The sequence below is a fragment of the Streptomyces sp. NPDC002754 genome, assembly GCF_053592315.1.
On sequence record NZ_JBSFVM010000019.1, the window covers coordinates 114101 to 128500 of the forward strand.

General features: G+C 70.9%; 11 protein-coding genes, 1 tRNA gene and 1 pseudogene. 8 read left to right on the forward strand and 5 right to left on the reverse strand.

All coding sequences use genetic code 11. The features are described 5' to 3' along the window. Window positions 1-107 precede the first annotated feature (107 nt). Window positions 108-3173 (forward strand): AfsR/SARP family transcriptional regulator, encoded by a 3066-nt coding sequence (locus tag ACWD2L_RS29215; protein ID WP_351342845.1) that lies wholly within the window; start codon window positions 108-110, stop codon window positions 3171-3173. A gap of 50 nt (window positions 3174-3223) precedes the next feature. On the opposite strand, the gene ACWD2L_RS29220 is transcribed toward ACWD2L_RS29215, so the two are convergent. From ACWD2L_RS29220 to ACWD2L_RS29240, 5 genes are all read right to left on the reverse strand, one after another. Beyond that, window positions 3224-4051, reverse strand: coding sequence for a cutinase family protein (locus tag ACWD2L_RS29220; protein WP_351342847.1), 828 nt, complete (start codon window positions 4049-4051; stop codon window positions 3224-3226). Between the two features lie 118 nt (window positions 4052-4169). Then, the gene (locus ACWD2L_RS29225) at window positions 4170-5669 is read right to left on the reverse strand and encodes a TQXA domain-containing protein (RefSeq protein ID WP_351342849.1); all 1500 of its coding nucleotides are present in this window, start codon (window positions 5667-5669) and stop codon (window positions 4170-4172) included. Window positions 5670-6070: 401 nt separating this feature from the next. Continuing rightward, window positions 6071-6760, reverse strand: a complete 690-nt coding sequence (locus ACWD2L_RS29230) for a single-stranded DNA-binding protein (protein ID WP_351342851.1) — start codon at window positions 6758-6760, stop codon at window positions 6071-6073. Window positions 6761-6884: 124 nt separating this feature from the next. Then, entirely contained in the window at window positions 6885-8993 is a 2109-nt protein-coding gene (locus ACWD2L_RS29235; protein ID WP_451192250.1) for a GTPase, read from the reverse strand. Further along, the gene (locus ACWD2L_RS29240; protein WP_351342853.1) at window positions 8942-10585 is read right to left on the reverse strand and encodes a dynamin family protein; all 1644 of its coding nucleotides are present in this window, start codon (window positions 10583-10585) and stop codon (window positions 8942-8944) included. The genes ACWD2L_RS29235 and ACWD2L_RS29240 overlap by 52 nt, the downstream gene beginning before the upstream one ends. Before the next feature lie 331 nt (window positions 10586-10916). Here ACWD2L_RS29240 and ACWD2L_RS29245 point away from each other — a divergent pair. From ACWD2L_RS29245 to ACWD2L_RS29275, 7 genes and pseudogenes are all read left to right on the forward strand, one after another. Then, a tRNA-Arg gene (locus ACWD2L_RS29245) sits at window positions 10917-10989 on the forward strand. A gap of 200 nt (window positions 10990-11189) precedes the next feature. Next, on the forward strand, window positions 11190-11384 hold the full coding sequence (locus ACWD2L_RS29250; protein WP_351342855.1) for a DUF397 domain-containing protein: 195 nt from the start codon (window positions 11190-11192) through the stop codon (window positions 11382-11384). Between the two features lie 169 nt (window positions 11385-11553). Then, entirely contained in the window at window positions 11554-12030 is a 477-nt protein-coding gene (locus tag ACWD2L_RS29255) for a DIP1984 family protein (protein WP_351342857.1), read from the forward strand. A gap of 500 nt (window positions 12031-12530) precedes the next feature. After that, on the forward strand, window positions 12531-12830 hold the full coding sequence (locus ACWD2L_RS29260; RefSeq protein ID WP_326015071.1) for a WXG100 family type VII secretion target: 300 nt from the start codon (window positions 12531-12533) through the stop codon (window positions 12828-12830). Between the two features lie 86 nt (window positions 12831-12916). Then, window positions 12917-13231: a hypothetical protein gene (locus ACWD2L_RS29265; protein WP_351342859.1), complete on the forward strand. Its 315-nt coding sequence runs from the start codon at window positions 12917-12919 to the stop codon at window positions 13229-13231. A gap of 41 nt (window positions 13232-13272) precedes the next feature. Further along, window positions 13273-13986: a hypothetical protein gene (locus ACWD2L_RS29270; protein ID WP_351342861.1), complete on the forward strand. Its 714-nt coding sequence runs from the start codon at window positions 13273-13275 to the stop codon at window positions 13984-13986. Between the two features lie 10 nt (window positions 13987-13996). Further along, window positions 13997-14400, forward strand: a pseudogene (locus ACWD2L_RS29275) (hypothetical protein); the annotation flags it as partial.

Here is a 14400-nt window from a genome sequence, read left to right on the forward strand (position 1 = left end):
CGTTGCGTAGATCGTCGTGTGTCTCCGTCGTACGCGGCGGGGGCAGGTCTTGTGGGGGTCGGTGCGAGGCGGGTGAAGGGTGGGGAGGGCGTGGGTACGCTCGCCGCGTGCCGATTCCGAGCGAGTTGCCCACGGCCCCGGACCCGACCCAGCAACTTCGCTTCTCTTTGCTCGGCCCCCTCCAGGCCTGGCGGGGCGACAACGGTCTCGAGCTCGGGCCGGTACGTGAACAGGCCCTGCTCGTCGCCCTGCTGCTCCGGCCGGGCAGGACCGTCAGCCGGCAGCAGCTGCTCGACGGCGTGTGGGGGACGGAGCCGCCCGGCACGGGCAACAGGGTGATCCCGGTGTACGTGCATCGGTTACGGCGCCGCTTGGACGCCGCTGGTTCTGCTGGTTCGGTGATCGAGACCGTACGTGGCGGGTACCGCTTCGTCCCGGGCAGTACGTCCGTGGACGTGGCGCGGTGGGAGGAGACCGCCGCCGAAGGGCGTGCGGCGCAAGCCTCCGGAGACCTGGGCGCCGCCGTGGACGCGTGGTCGCGCGCGTTGGAGCTGTTCCACGGGGAGCCGCTGTCCGGGATACCGGGGCCCTTCGCCGAAGGGGAGCGGCTGCGGCTGGCGGAGCAGCGGCTCTTGGCCGTGCAGGAGAAGGCCGACTGCCAGCTCCGTTCCGGGCGGCACACCGACGCCCTGGCCGAACTGTTCTCCCTGACGACGGCCCACCCCTACAACGAGGCGCTGGCCACCCTGCTCATGCGCGCCCTGCACGCCGCCAACCGGCAGGCCGACGCGCTGGACGTGTACGCGACCGTGCGCCGCCGCCTGGTCGACGAGCAGGGCGTGGAGCCGGGCGCCGAACTTCGACAGGTGCACGCGGCGGTGCTCCGTGGCGAGGAGGCCGGAGTCGCGGTGGCGGCAGCGGTACGGGGACGGTCGACCGTGTCTCCGCGGCGTCCCGACGACTCCCCCCGCAAGCACCGCGCGCGCTATGAACTGCCCGTCGACACCAGCAACTTCACCGGCCGTGAGCGCCAGCATCAGCTGCTCGTCGCGCCCGCCGACGACCGGGAGATCACCGTCCGGGCGGTCGACGGCATGGCAGGCGTCGGGAAGACCTCCCTGGTCGTACGCGCGGCACGGGCCCTGCGCCACCGGTACCCCGACGGCTGCCTCTTCGTAGAGCTGCACGGACACCGCGAGGACCGCGCGACGGTGGGGCGGCAACGCGTTCTGCGCCGATTATTACGAGCCGTGGGGGCCGGCGAGGGGCAGGACTCCGAGGACCTGGACGAGCTGGCCGCGTCATGGCGGGCGGCCACGGCCTCCCTCCAGCTGCTCCTCGTACTCGACGACGCCGCCCGCGCCGAACAGGTGCGCCCGCTGCTTCCCGCGGGGACCGGCTCCCTGGTGCTGGTGACGAGCCGTCGGCGGCTCACCGGCCTCGACGTGGACCGCAGGGTCTCGCTGTCCCCTCTCGGCATCGACGAGGCGACCGACCTGCTGACCCGCATCGTGGGCCGCGAGGACGGGACGGAGAAGGAGGCGGGGGATGGCACCAGCGTCGGCCGCGAGCGCGTCGCTGTACGGGAGTTGGCCACCTTGTGCGGGCGGCTTCCGCTCGCGTTGCGGATCGTCGGGGCGCGGATCCAGGACCGTCCGCCCTGGGCGGTGGAGGCGCTGGCGGCCCGGTTGACCGACGACGAGCGGCGCCTCGACGAACTCGCGGTCGAGGACCGCAGCGTAGAAGCCGCGTTCGGAGTCTCCTACGCGCAGCTTCCGGACTCCGAGCAGCGCGCCTTCCGCGTCCTTGGCCTCTCGCCCACCGTGCGTCTCGACCGGCTGACGCTGGCCGCCCTTCTCGACCGGCCGCCGCCCGACGCCGAGCGCGCCCTGGAGAACCTGGCCGACGCGAGCCTGGCGCAGCGGGTGACCGTCGACCGCTATCGCCTGCACGACCTGGTGGCCGTCTACGCCCGCCGCGTCGCCGCCGGATCGCCCGCCGAGGCCTCGGCGGCGCGGGAGCGGGTGTTCCGGCTGTACGTCGCCGCCGCCCGCTGCGCCAGCGACTGGGGAACCTCGTCCACCCCGACGGGCCCCCAGGGCACCGGCCCCTTCACGGGCTGGGAAGAGGCCACGGCCTGGCTGGACGAGGCGGGCGGCGAACTGGTCGACGTCGTCGCTCAGGCGGTGGCCGCCGGTCGGGTGGACGAGGCCTGCTGGATCGCCGAGGGCCTGGTCGACTACCTCACCAGGCAGGGCCGGTTCCACGAGTGCCGCACCGCGCTGGAGATGCTGCTCCCGCTGCTCGAACAGGCCACCGACCGGCGGATGGACAGCGCGCTGCGCATCGGCTTCGGCATTACGTACGGTGTCCAGGGCCGATACGGCGAGGCCCGTGCCTGGTTCACCGAAGCGCTGGACATCAGCCGCCGCGCCGACGACCACCATGAACAGGCCCGCGCCTACGCCGGCCTCGGGACCTTCGCCAATCTGGAGGGCCGGATCGCCGAGTCCATGGAACACTTCGCCGAAGTCCTGCGCCTGGCGGGCGAGTTGACGCACGACGACTGGCTGACCGGCTCGATCATGACGCGGGCCGGCGACATGCACCACCAACTCGGCGAGCACGACAAGGCGTACGACCGCTATCTGAAGGCGATCGCCCTGGCCGAGAAGGCGGGCAGCCCCCGACTCCTCGGCAAGACCCTGCTCCGCCTCGGCGGTCTCCAACTCGACCTCGGGCGGCCCGCCGAGGCCGTCGGCTCCCTCGGGAAGGCGGAGAGCCTGGCCCGGCGTCTCGGCGATGTTCCCCTGTACGCCGCCGCCCTCGACAGGCTGTCCACGGCCGAGGCGGACCTGGGCAACCCGGCGGCGGCCGCCGATCTCCGGCGCCGGGCACGCACCGTCCTGGACGAGGCGACCGACACCGCCCCGGAGATCGCGTTACGCCACCGGCTGCTCTGGCACGAGGCCGTGGCGGACGGCCTGTCCGGGTCCCGCGACTTCTTCGAACGCGGCACCGCCCTCCCCGACACCGAGTCCAACCGGGCGCGGATCTCCCGCGTCCTGGACGACCTCGGCGACCGCGGCGACCTCGCCGACCGAAGACCGGGAACGGGACGGGTAGGCGGAGAAGGACAGGGACGGGGCGGGAATGGTCCGGCCGGGCGGTAACCGGCCGGACCACCTCCCCCGTCCTGCTCCCCCGTAGCGGCCCGGCAGTCCTACACCGGGTCGCCGTTCTGGTTGAGCCACTGGACGCCGTCCTGGCCCGTCTGGTTGAGGCTCTTGGGGATGGCGACCGCCGGGTACTTGTCGTGCAAGGTGAAGTACCCGGGCGCGTTGGTGACGGACCTCAAGTCGCACACCGGGTCCCCGACGATGCAGAACCGCTTGACCGGGACCCCGTCGAAGTTCACCGGCCCCGCACCGGGCGCGGTGGCGATGCCGGGGATGCCGAGCCCCTTGGGCACCTTGGCCCCGAAACCGGTGTCGGGCTGCATCGGGTCGGCGTAGAGCATGCCGTCGACCTGCGACTTCGGAATACCCGTGTCGCCCTTCGCGATCTGCTGGAGCACCACGTCCGCCGCCTGGGCGCCCTGCGAGTAGCCGGTGATCGTGAGCTGGGCGTCGGGGTGCGCGTTGTGGGTGTCCTGCGCGGCCTTCAGCCCTCTCTCGATGCCCAGTTGCACGCTGGCGTCGTAGGTGGGCGAGGTGAGTGCCTCGGGGTTGACCTTCCCGGAAGGCTCGATGAGCGAGCCGGAGGGGCCGATGATCGGGCCGGCGGAGGCCGGGTAGCACACCTTGATCGCGGAGGCGCCGAGGCCGAACGCGTTGTTCGCGGCGTCGTACGAGGAGTTGGTGTTGGGGCAGCCGTCCTTGTTCTCCGTGGGGCCGGTGCCGCCGATCTCGATGTAGTAGTGCTCCGCTCCGTCCGCGTGCGCGGCCGGCGCGAACGCGACGGCGCTACCCGCGGTCAGCACCGCCGCCACGGCAACGGCGCGAACCGCCCCCGCCGCCCTGCTCTTCCTCGACATGCGCTTTGTCGACATGTGCGATCCCCCTTACGTCGTGAACGTGCCGGTCAACCAACACACTTGACGCTAGGCACCGGTGATCACATCCCGTTGACATGTGGATGACAGCGCAGGTGGCACGGGGGCAGGGCGCCTATTCGGAGGCGTGATCGGAGCCGTGGTCGGAGCCTTGGTCGGAGTCGCTGCCGGAGCTGTCGCCGGGCGACTTCTTCTTGCGGCCCAGGACGATCGACGCCCCGCCGACCAGGACCAGCAGCACCGCGATGCCCGCGATGATCGGCGTCGCGTTCGAACTGCCCGTCTCGGCCAGGTCCGTGTCGCTGCCGGAGCCCGTACCACCGACGGAGGCGGGGCTCGGCTGTGTCGTCGCCTGCGTCCGCAGACCACCGCCCGCCGTGGAACCCACAGCCGAGGTCGTCGCGCAGTCGAGCACGCCCCGTATTCGCTTCTCGAAGCCGTGCGGCCCCTTGATCGTGAAGTCGTACGCCTGGTCCTCCTGCAGCGGTATCGTCACCGTCCGCGTCTTCCCGGCCGGGATCGTGTACCGGGTGCCCATGAGCGTGAACGTGTACGGCGCGTCCCCGCTGTTGGCGGCCGTGATGTCGACGCCGCCCTTCTCACAGTTCTCCCGCGCGGACAACGCGGGCACGGCGCCCGCGCTCGCCCAGGTCGCCGTCGCGGTCGCGGAGACCGTGGACTCGCTGGAGCCCGCGAGGATCTGCGTCTGGCTTCTGGTGTCGGAGGCGAAGGCCCGGCCGACCGGAACCGTCGTCGACGCCTGAACGGTCAGCTCCGCCGACCCCGCCTTTGCCCCCTTGGGTACGTCGAAGTAGAGCCGGCTGCCGTCCTTCGCGGTGGTGACGGGCTTGCCCTTCTCGTCGACGAGCCGCACCCCGCTCGCGGCGGCCTCGGCGGGCGGCAGCACGGTGACGCTGTCGGCGTTCGTGTGCACGGTGACCGGGCCGACCCTGTCCCCGCCTTCCGCATCCGCGTCCGGGTCCCCCTGGCCATCCGCATCCGCACCCGTATCCGTATCCACACGATCGGCGGATGACTCGTCGCTCTGCCGCACGGAGACGGCCTGCGGGGTCAGGGTCAGCGAGGCCCGCGGCTCCGCGAGGTCACGCGCGCTGCGCTGCAGATAGTCGGCGAGCTTCTCCGCGGCGGGGCTGACCGCGTCCACATCGGCCTTGTCGGAGTAGCGCCAGATCGCGACCTGGGTTCCGGCCGCGGCCTCCTGCTCGGTGAGGCTCCCCGCGTGCGCCTTGCGGGCGAGCGCGGCGAGATCGTTGACCTGCGGGTACGAGTTCTGCAGGATCCAGCGGATGCGTCCCGCGTTCGCGTTGTCGTGCAGCGACGTGCCGGCCCATGCGGTCTCTTGGTACTTGGCGTCCGGCTGCGTCGGGTTGTGGACGTCGACGCAGTACGTCTGGAGCGACCCGCCGTCATCGACGGCCATCCGGAACAGGCCCGCCGACACCTTCTCGTCCTTCCCGGCCTCGTGGATCACGGCCGCGTCGTACGTCTCCAGGCCGGTCAGAGTGGCGCTCGCACCTCTCTGCTCCGTGGCGCCGTCGTCGGCTTGCGCGACGCCCGCGCCGGATATCGCCCCTGTCGCCATGAGTCCCGACATCAGGGCCGCCGCGGCGAGACGGGCTGCGCCTCGTCCACGCCGAACGGTCCGTGAGCACACAGAAAACACGAAATTCCCCTTCAGGCGGGACGGATGGTCACATGGGGGGTGGTGTCCCGCCGGCAGAATCAACGCCAACCACAGTGATTCGGCTGGCCCTTGCTCCCCTGACCCGTCGCTGCACCTGATGCGCAGAGGTCCCGACGAGCCCAGGAGTCACGCTCGGCATCCTAGGGAAATGATCTTCGGGGATCCCCGAAGCCGCCTTCCGGCAACCGATCCGAATCGCAATCGTTATCGCCAACACCGTTTCCGAGCTGGGCATATCGACAAATCGCCCCGCGTGCGGGAGCCGACGGCCAGCGACTCGACCACGGTTACGCCACCGGTTACGCCACCGGTCACCCAACCGGCTGCGGCTCGGCCACTTCGGGCACGGCCGAGGCGAGCTCGGCCGGTTCCCGCTCCGGCTCCGGCTCCGGCCCCGGCCCCGCCAAGTCGGGCTCAGCCTCGGCCGGCTGCCGTCCCGCCGCCTTGCCGGGGTCGACGTCAGGCCACGCGCCCACCCCGCCCGGCCTGACGCCATCCGCCCTCGCGCCATCCGGCTTCGCCGCGCCCGGCTTGGCCGCGCCCGGCTTCGTAACGTCCCATGGAGAATCGCCCTGCGGAGAAGCGCCCCACGGAGAATCGGCCCGCGAGGAATCACCCCGCGCCGCGCCCTCCGCACGGAGCTGTTGCACCCGCCGGAACGCGGAGGTCCCGCGCGACAGGTCGTGCCCGATCGCGACCGCCTCGATGTCCGCCGACGTCCAGTGCTGCCCGCCCCGCTCCTCGTCCCGCACCTTCAACTTGCCCTGCACCATGACCGGTTCACCGAGCGCCAGGGAGCTCTGCACATTCGTCCCCAGCGCGCGCCAGGCCCAGACCGTGAAGAAATTGGTGTGCCCGTCCACCCACACGTTCTGCACCCGGTCGAAGCGGCGCGTGTGCGCCGCGAGCCGGAACCGGGCGACCGGCCCCGTCGGCAACTCCCGGAACACCGGTGTCGTCGCCACGTTCCCCACCACGGTCACCATCGTCTCGCTGCTCATCCGGAACCCCTCCCGTGCCCCCCGCCCGGCCCCATCGGCCAGGACGTCCGTGCGCGGCCCGAGCCCTTCCCGAGCCGCGATCACAGATTGCCCCCGCGCCGCGATCCCCGCCGACGCCTGTGTCCTACCCGCGGGTTGTGGAAATCCCGGTCACTCCCCCGGCCACCCGTACGTACTGCTCCCGCACCTCCCGGTACCGCAGCAGCTCCGCCGCGACGGGATCCAGCACCCGCGCCCTGCCACAGGCCGCCGCCGCGTCCCTGAGCCGTCGCTCGGCCTCCTGCCCGTACCGGCGCGCCGGCCCCTTCGCCGCCATACGGCAGGACCACTCCACGCACGGCCCGCCCACGAGCCCCGCCAGCACCAGCAACAGGGGCACGCCCAGATTCGTGGAGAAGACCCCGACGACCTGCCCCAACAGCCACAGCACACCCAGAACTTGCAGCAGCGTCATGGCTACCTGCGCGAACACCGCGACCGGCCACCAGCCGGGCCGCGGCGGCCGCCCGGCCCCAAGCTCCGGCTTCGCATACCCGGACGCAGCACCGCACACGACACCTGACACGGCACCAGACACAACACCAGGCACGCCATCGGACACACCCTCGGACGCCAGCTCGTCGAGCGCCTCGGGCAGCCCCTCGCCGCCCCGCGTCGCGGCCTCCCGCACGGCCTGTCCCCATGCGGCGGGCAGCCCGTTCGCAGCGGCGTCGCCGACCACCCGCACCGCGTGCTCGACGCGCTGCCTGGCCGTGACCTCGTCGTCGGCGGGGACCACGGGGACCGTGCCGGTCGAGCCGACCGCGCGCCGGTCCTCGTACCAGCGCCAGAGCCTGAGCCACGGGGTTCCGCAGGCCCGGTTGGCGCCCCGGCTCCACTCCCGCCCGGCCGCCTGACCCGCGGCGGCGGCGCCGACGGCCTCGGCGAGCCGGTCCGCGAACTCCTCTCGGGCCTCCTCACTCAGCCCGCTGTGCCGCCCTGTCGCGTACATCTGCTTCAGATGGTCGGCGGCGGCATCGACGTCGGCACCGATCCGGCGCGTGGCGGCCCGGCGTTCGGTGGTGACCTGATCGAGGCAGTCGCGCAGGTCGTCCACGCCCTCACCGGTGAGGGCGGAGATCGGGAGCACCGTGGCACCTGGCTCACCGTGCTCGCCGAGCGCGATGCCGTCCTCGTCGAGCAGCCGGCGCAGATCGTCCAGGACCTGCTCGACGGCGTCACCGGGCAGCCGGTCCACCTGGTTGAGCACAACGAACATCACCTCCGCGTGCCCCGCCATGGGCCGCAGATAGCGCTCGTGGAGCATCGCGTCGGCGTACTTCTCGGGGTCGACGACCCACACCACGGCATCCACGAGGCCGAGCACCCGGTCGACCTGGTCGCGGTGTTCGAGCGCGGCGGAGTCGTGATCGGGCAGGTCGATGAGGACCAGCCCGTCCAGCGCCGCCTCTCCCTGCGAGCCGTTCTGCCCCTGCTGCCCTTGCTGCCCTTGCTGCCCTTGCTGCGCGGGACGCCGCCGCGCCCGCCCGGGGATCCCGAGCCGGTCGAGCAGCCCGGCGGCCCCGTCCGTCCAACTGCACGCGATCGGCGCCGAAGTGGTGGGCCTACGTAGACCGGTCTCCGAAAGCGGCACGCCCGCGAGGGCGTTGAACAGCGTCGACTTGCCGCTCCCTGTGGCCCCCGCGATGGCGACGACGGTGTGCCGGGACGACAGCCTCCGCCGGGCCGCGGCCTCGTCGAGCACCTGCCCGGCCTCGGCGAGGGCCGCCCCGTTGAGCCGGGTGCGCGAGAGCCCGACGAGCTCCCGCAGCGCGTCGAGCCGCTGCTTCAACTGCCCGTCGTACGTCCCCGATCCGGCCGGCACCGCCACCTCGCCGCCCTGCTTGGCGACGCGCCGCGCGATGAGACCGTCATCCCAGGGGCTGGACTCCGTACGCCCTTCGGGAACCCCCGTACCCCCGGCAGCTACGGCATCGCCCTCTGCCCCTGCCCCTGACGTGTCCCCAAGGTTGTCCGCGAGATCCGTCAGATCGGAGTCGTCGACGGAACAGTCGTGATCGACAGAGCTGACGGAATCGACGGGATCGCCAGGACCCCTGAAGTCGGGATCGGAATCGGAACCGGGGTCGGAATCGGAATCGGGATCGGAATCGGTCTGATCCGTGACGGCGGTCAGCGCCCTCACCTCTCCTTCTGCAGCAGCGAAAGGGCCGCGATCAACTCGGCCTGGGATTCGGGGGTGATGTCGAGCGCGTCGAGCGGCGCGAGCCGACGCTCGCGTTCCGCGCCGAGCACGGTGTCCAGGTACTCGCTCAGGAGCTGCCCGCCGCGATCACGCAGCCGCAGGGCGCCCTGGGCACCGATCCGCTCGGCGAGGTTCTCGCCCGCGGCCTTGCCCCGACGGCCGCCGAGCAGCCCGGTGGCGACGAGCGCCGCGACGGCCTCGGCGTCGGGCGGCGAGCCGTCCATGGTCTGGGCGGCGGCCCGTACCTCGTCCTCGGCGTACTCCTCGAGCACTCGCCGCCAACGTCGTACGACAAGGCCGATCCGCTGTTCGGCGGTCTCGGACTCGGAATCCCGCCTACGTAGTTCGGGGGCGCGCGCGCCGGGTTCACGGCGCCAGGCCTCGTCGACCCGCTCGTCGGCCGCGGTCACCGCACACGCCAACAGGGAGCCGAGATTCTCCACCAGAGCACCGAGCAGCTCACCGGCCGCGCAGTCCGCCGGGTAACTGCGCCAGTGCTTCCGGGCGTTCCCCGAAAGCACACCGCCCTCCTGCAAACGCTCGAGTACGCGTGCGTGCTCGTTCTCGTACGCGTCCTCGACGGCGGAGGTGAGCCGGATCATGGCGGAGTGCTGGGCGGCGACGGCCGCGGCCAGTTCGGGCATCCGGGCGCGCAGCGAGTCGAGCGTGCCGCGGGCGGTCCGGGCCACGGCGCGGGCCCGCGCCTCCGGGTCCTGGGCCCGGTGGGTCAGCCAGGCACGGAGCGGGGCGACGGCGGTCGCGGGCAGCAGCCCGCCGTTCCCCGTCGACTCGGGCAGCTCCGGCACGGTGAACCGGGGCACCTCGCCGAGCCCGGCCTTGGCGAGCAGCGCGCCGTACTGCCGGGAGACCTCGGAGACGACCTGGTGGGGCACCCGGTCGAGCACGGTGACGAGCGACGCGTCGTACTCCTTGGCGGTACGCAGCAGCCGCCACGGCACGGCGTCGGCGTACCGGGAGGCGGTGGTGACCATGACCCATACGTCGGCGGCGCTGATCAGCCGTGCGGCGAGTACCCGGTTCTCGGCGACGAGCGAGTCGATGTCGGGGGCATCGAGCAACGCCAGCCCGCGCGGCAGCACCCCCGAGGTCTCCACGCGCAGCACCCGCTCCTCCACGTCGGGAACAGGCTCGAGGTCATCCTCTTCCTCGCCCTCCCCCTCCAGCCCGCCATCGGCCTGTTTGGGCATCCACACGCGCGTGAGGTCGGGCAGCACCCGCACCCCGGAGAACCAGTGGTGGTCATCCGGATGGCACACAAGCACGGGAGTACGTGTGGTCGGCCGCAGTACCCCGGCCTCGCTCACGACACGCCCCACGAGCGAGTTCACGAGTGTCGACTTCCCGGCGCCCGTGGAGCCGCCCACGACGGCGAGCAGTGGCGCTTCGGGAGCCCGCAGGCGGGGCACCACATAGTCGTCGAGTTGTGCGAGCAGCTCGCCGCGGTTGGCACGCGCGCGTGGCGCCCCCGCGAGCGGGAGCGGAAAGCGCGCGGCGGCGACACGGTCGCGCAGCGCGGTAAGTGCGTCGAGCAGCTGAGGCCGAACGTCCAAGGTCACCACACGTGAAGAATGCCCAATTTTGGCCGCTTTATGAAGCATATGACCACGCCTGCGCGCCGATAAGTTACGCGATAGGGCACAGGAAGCACACAGCGGGACGGAAGGGGCGACTGGGGACGCAGGCATAACGAGTGCACAACACCCGAGGCGTATGAAGCCAAAAGCGCTGCAGGATTCGTACCCACCTGCGATTATCGGGACCGCTTCACTGAACCTCCACATCGTGCCGCGGAGGCGAAGCAGCAAGGACAGGGACCCGGGAGCCCTATCCTTGTCCCGGCAAGGTCACGGATCACCCCACATCCCCGACCAAGCCACCGGCCACACACCGGCCCCCGTAGCTCAGTGGATAGAGCAGGCGCCTTCTAAGCGCTTGGCCGCAGGTTCGAGTCCTGCCGGGGGCGCTCAAGACCTCGCCGGTCGATGGGTTCGTCGCCGGGTGACGGCATGACCATGTGGCGGGCCCACCCACCCTGATCGGCAGCGAGCGCGGCCGGAATCGTGACACCGGCTCGGCGCCCGCGCCCGGACGGGGCTCGCGCCGCGTCATCCGGTCCCGCCCCGGGGTAACCGCGCCGGGCCCAAGAGGGCGATTCATGCGTCCATGTCGCCGCCGACGACGCCACCTGCCCCGGGCCCCGGGTCCTGGGTCGAAATCGCCTTCGGCTACGGCGACTTGGTGTACCTGCGTGAGACCTCCGCGCCTGGCACCGTCGTCACCACCACGCAGGAGAAGTGGAACGCCTTCACGCTCGGCGTGCGGGCCGGAGAGTTCGACCACTTCGTCGAAGGTGCATAGCGGCCGATGTCGGGGCTGTGCGACTCCCCCTGGACCCAGGCACTCGTTGAGCGCCTCTGCCGTCGGGCCGTGAGCCGCAAGCCGCAAGCCGCGAGCCGGTTATTCCGTGGTTTCGCAGAGTGTGCGTCCGTAGTGTCGGTCGGGCCAACTACGAGCGGGGGTGGAGTGGATGAAGCTGGCTGAGGCGCTGGCAGAGCGTGCGGATGCGACGCGGCGGGTCGAGCAGTTGCGGTCGCGTGTCGTCGACAGTGCGCGTTATCAGGAAGGCGAGACGCCCGCGGAGGACGCGCCGCGGCTGCTGGCCGAGGTCGGCGAGGTGCTGGACCGTCTGGAGCTGCTGATCCGGCGGATCAACCGCACCAATGCCGCAGTGCGGGTCGGTGAGGACGGCACCCTCACCGACGCGCTCGCACGCCGGGACGTGCTCCGGCTGCGTCATTCAGTGATCACTGCGGCGGCGGACGCAGCCGCCGGTTCGGGTACGCGGGGTTACGGTCGGCAGCTGCGTTCCGAGCTGGTGATGCTGTCCGCGCTGTCGGTCGGCGAACTGCGTGCGCAGGCCGATGTTCTCGCGCGCGAGATCCGTGAGATCGACGTGCGTATTCAGCGCGCGAACTGGGAGGTTGATCTGCTGGAGCTGGGATAGGCCAGTCCATGGAGGTCATGTCGATGTGGAGCAGGTAGCCGTGTCGGAGGCGTGCACACACCGAGGGGCGGCGGATTCCCGGCCCACTCCTGGCGCGTGAAGAGCAACGCGGGGGTTCGATTCCCCACGAAACAGTGCAGCTCAGCACCGCGTACAGGTGACAGTGCACCGCGCACAGCACATCACCACGTGCAGATCCGAGACGGTGAGGGTGGGCTCGGGGCTCTCCACATCACAACGCATCACCGCAGGCTCGTGAGAGCGCGCGTCGGCCGCGCCTCCACACGTCGGCCGTTGGACTGTGACCCAGGACTGTGACTCAGGACTACGACGTATTCGTAGTTCCGCGTCACAGTTCCCAGTGGGCGCCGCCGCCTCGGAGCCGGGCCCTTTCGTCACTGTTCCGCAACAGCCATGAACCGCCTGGCTGGGTGCCCCGTAGACCCCGGTGTGCGCGGATCTAGGACCGCGGGCGAATCGAGACGAGAGAAGGAACCGAGATGGCCGGCGGCAACATCAAGATCAGCCCCGACGAGATGCGCGAAGCGTCCACCTGGCTGCAGAACCAGAAGGAACTCATGCAGCAGAGCCTGCACGAGGCCAACACCAAGATGGACGAGATGGTCGAGGCGGCCTACGCGACGCCCGGCTCGGAGAGCAAGTTCCGCCCGTACTGGGAGGAGTACAAGAACGGCACCGAGAAGGCCATCGAGGGTCTGCAGGGTGTCAGCGAGTTCATCCAGCAGGTCGCCGACGCGTTCGTCGACACCGACGACCAGACCGCCGGCTCCATCGGCTGAAGCACCCCGCATCGCCCGGCCCCGCCCTCCCTGTGAGGGCGGGGCCGGGCGGCTGGCACAGGAAGAGGAGAGGACAGGAGACGCCGATGGGGCGCATCAGTGTTCCCGTGCAGGATCTGAAGGACACCGTCAAGGAGCTCCAGAACATCGGGGACCTGATCGGGAACTCCGCGACGCTCTACCACGCCGCCGGTGGCTCGGGGGACTTCAAGAGCGTGGCCGGCGACAGCAAGCTCGCGGACGCCCTCGACGAGTTCGACAAGGCGTGGGTGGCGGGTCACGAGCGCGTTCACGACAACGTGAAGAAGTTCTCCGACAACACGGACACCATCGCCGAGAACTTCACGCAGACGGACGACGAGACGGTCAAGTCGCTCGACGAAGACAAGCAGGACGCGTGACGAAACGTGACGACACACGTCGCGCGGAAGGGAACAGCGCCATGACGGAACCGACCACGGAGCGGCCGGAGGCGGCCCCGCCCGCGGAGTACAGCCTGAGGTTCCCCGACTCGTGGTGGCAGCTCGACCTCGACCCGAGCACCCGGGACGCGTCGATCCGCCGCCGTATCGAGGCGCAGGTGGAGAAGGCCCCGCAGCTGACCCGCGAGCGGGTGGACGGGCTGATCCGCGATACGCGGCGCATCGCCCGCGAGGCGCATGCGAAGGGCGCGCTGCGGGCGTCGGGGATGATCAGGATCCTGCGCGCGGGCAGCGGGCCGCTGGTGCTCAGCGCCACCACGGTGGTGCTGCGGATCTCCGTTCCGGAGGAGCAGTCGGAGGATCTGGCGGACCTCGTCATGGCGGCCGGCGTGCAGCTCGGCACCGATGCGGAGGGCAGTGGACTGCCGGTCGGCGAGGTGGAGTTGGTGGAACTCCCGCATGCCGGGGCGGCCGGGCGGATCTCCCGTATCGAGGACATCGAGTACCACGGGAAGCGGGTGCCCACCGCGGTACGGCACACCCTCGTCCAGGTGCCCAACACCCACGACTACCTGGTGATCGCCAGCTCCACGCCCAACGTGGATCTGACGGAACAGTTCTACGAGGTCTTCGACGCGATCGCGGAGTCGCTCCGTTTCGGCGACCCGGCCGACACGGCAGACCCGGCCGACACGAGCGCAGCCGACACGACCGACGCAGCACAGGGAAAGTGAGGTCGCGGCCATGGCGCGTCCAGCGGTGTCCGATTGGGAAGACGTTTTCGGGTTTTCGGACGACCCGACCCCCGGCGATGCGGACATGCTCGGAGACCTGGCCCGCCAGTACCGCTCCGTAGCGGACAACGCGGGCGACGCCCTGCCCCTCGTCTCCGGTCTGGAGAACAACCAGACCGGCGAGGGCAAGACGATGGACAAACTCCGGGAGAAGCTGGGCGACCTGGCCAGCCAGGTGCAGAAACTGCACAGTTCCTACGACCAGGCCGCCGGCGCTCTGGATGTTTATGTGCATTCGCTGCGTGATCAGCAGCGCAATGCCGACCAGGCCCTGGAAAAGGGGCGCGAGGCAAAGGAGCGGCTTGAGTCCGCCACCAATGTCGTCAAGGCCGCCGTCGCCGACATCAGCACCCT

Excerpts from the sequence above, each read along its gene's own strand:
- ACWD2L_RS29220 (WP_351342847.1), bottom strand. The coding sequence starts at position 4,051 with ATGTCGACAAAGCGCATGTCGAGGAAGAGCAGGGCGGCGGGGGCGGTT.
- ACWD2L_RS29225 (WP_351342849.1), bottom strand. The coding sequence starts at position 5,669 with ATGTCGGGACTCATGGCGACAGGGGCGATATCCGGCGCGGGCGTCGCG.
- ACWD2L_RS29230 (WP_351342851.1), bottom strand. The coding sequence starts at position 6,760 with ATGAGCAGCGAGACGATGGTGACCGTGGTGGGGAACGTGGCGACGACA.
- ACWD2L_RS29250 (WP_351342855.1), top strand. The coding sequence starts at position 11,190 with ATGTCGCCGCCGACGACGCCACCTGCCCCGGGCCCCGGGTCCTGGGTC.
- ACWD2L_RS29255 (WP_351342857.1), top strand. The coding sequence starts at position 11,554 with ATGAAGCTGGCTGAGGCGCTGGCAGAGCGTGCGGATGCGACGCGGCGG.
- ACWD2L_RS29260 (WP_326015071.1), top strand. The coding sequence starts at position 12,531 with ATGGCCGGCGGCAACATCAAGATCAGCCCCGACGAGATGCGCGAAGCG.
- ACWD2L_RS29265 (WP_351342859.1), top strand. The coding sequence starts at position 12,917 with ATGGGGCGCATCAGTGTTCCCGTGCAGGATCTGAAGGACACCGTCAAG.
- ACWD2L_RS29270 (WP_351342861.1), top strand. The coding sequence starts at position 13,273 with ATGACGGAACCGACCACGGAGCGGCCGGAGGCGGCCCCGCCCGCGGAG.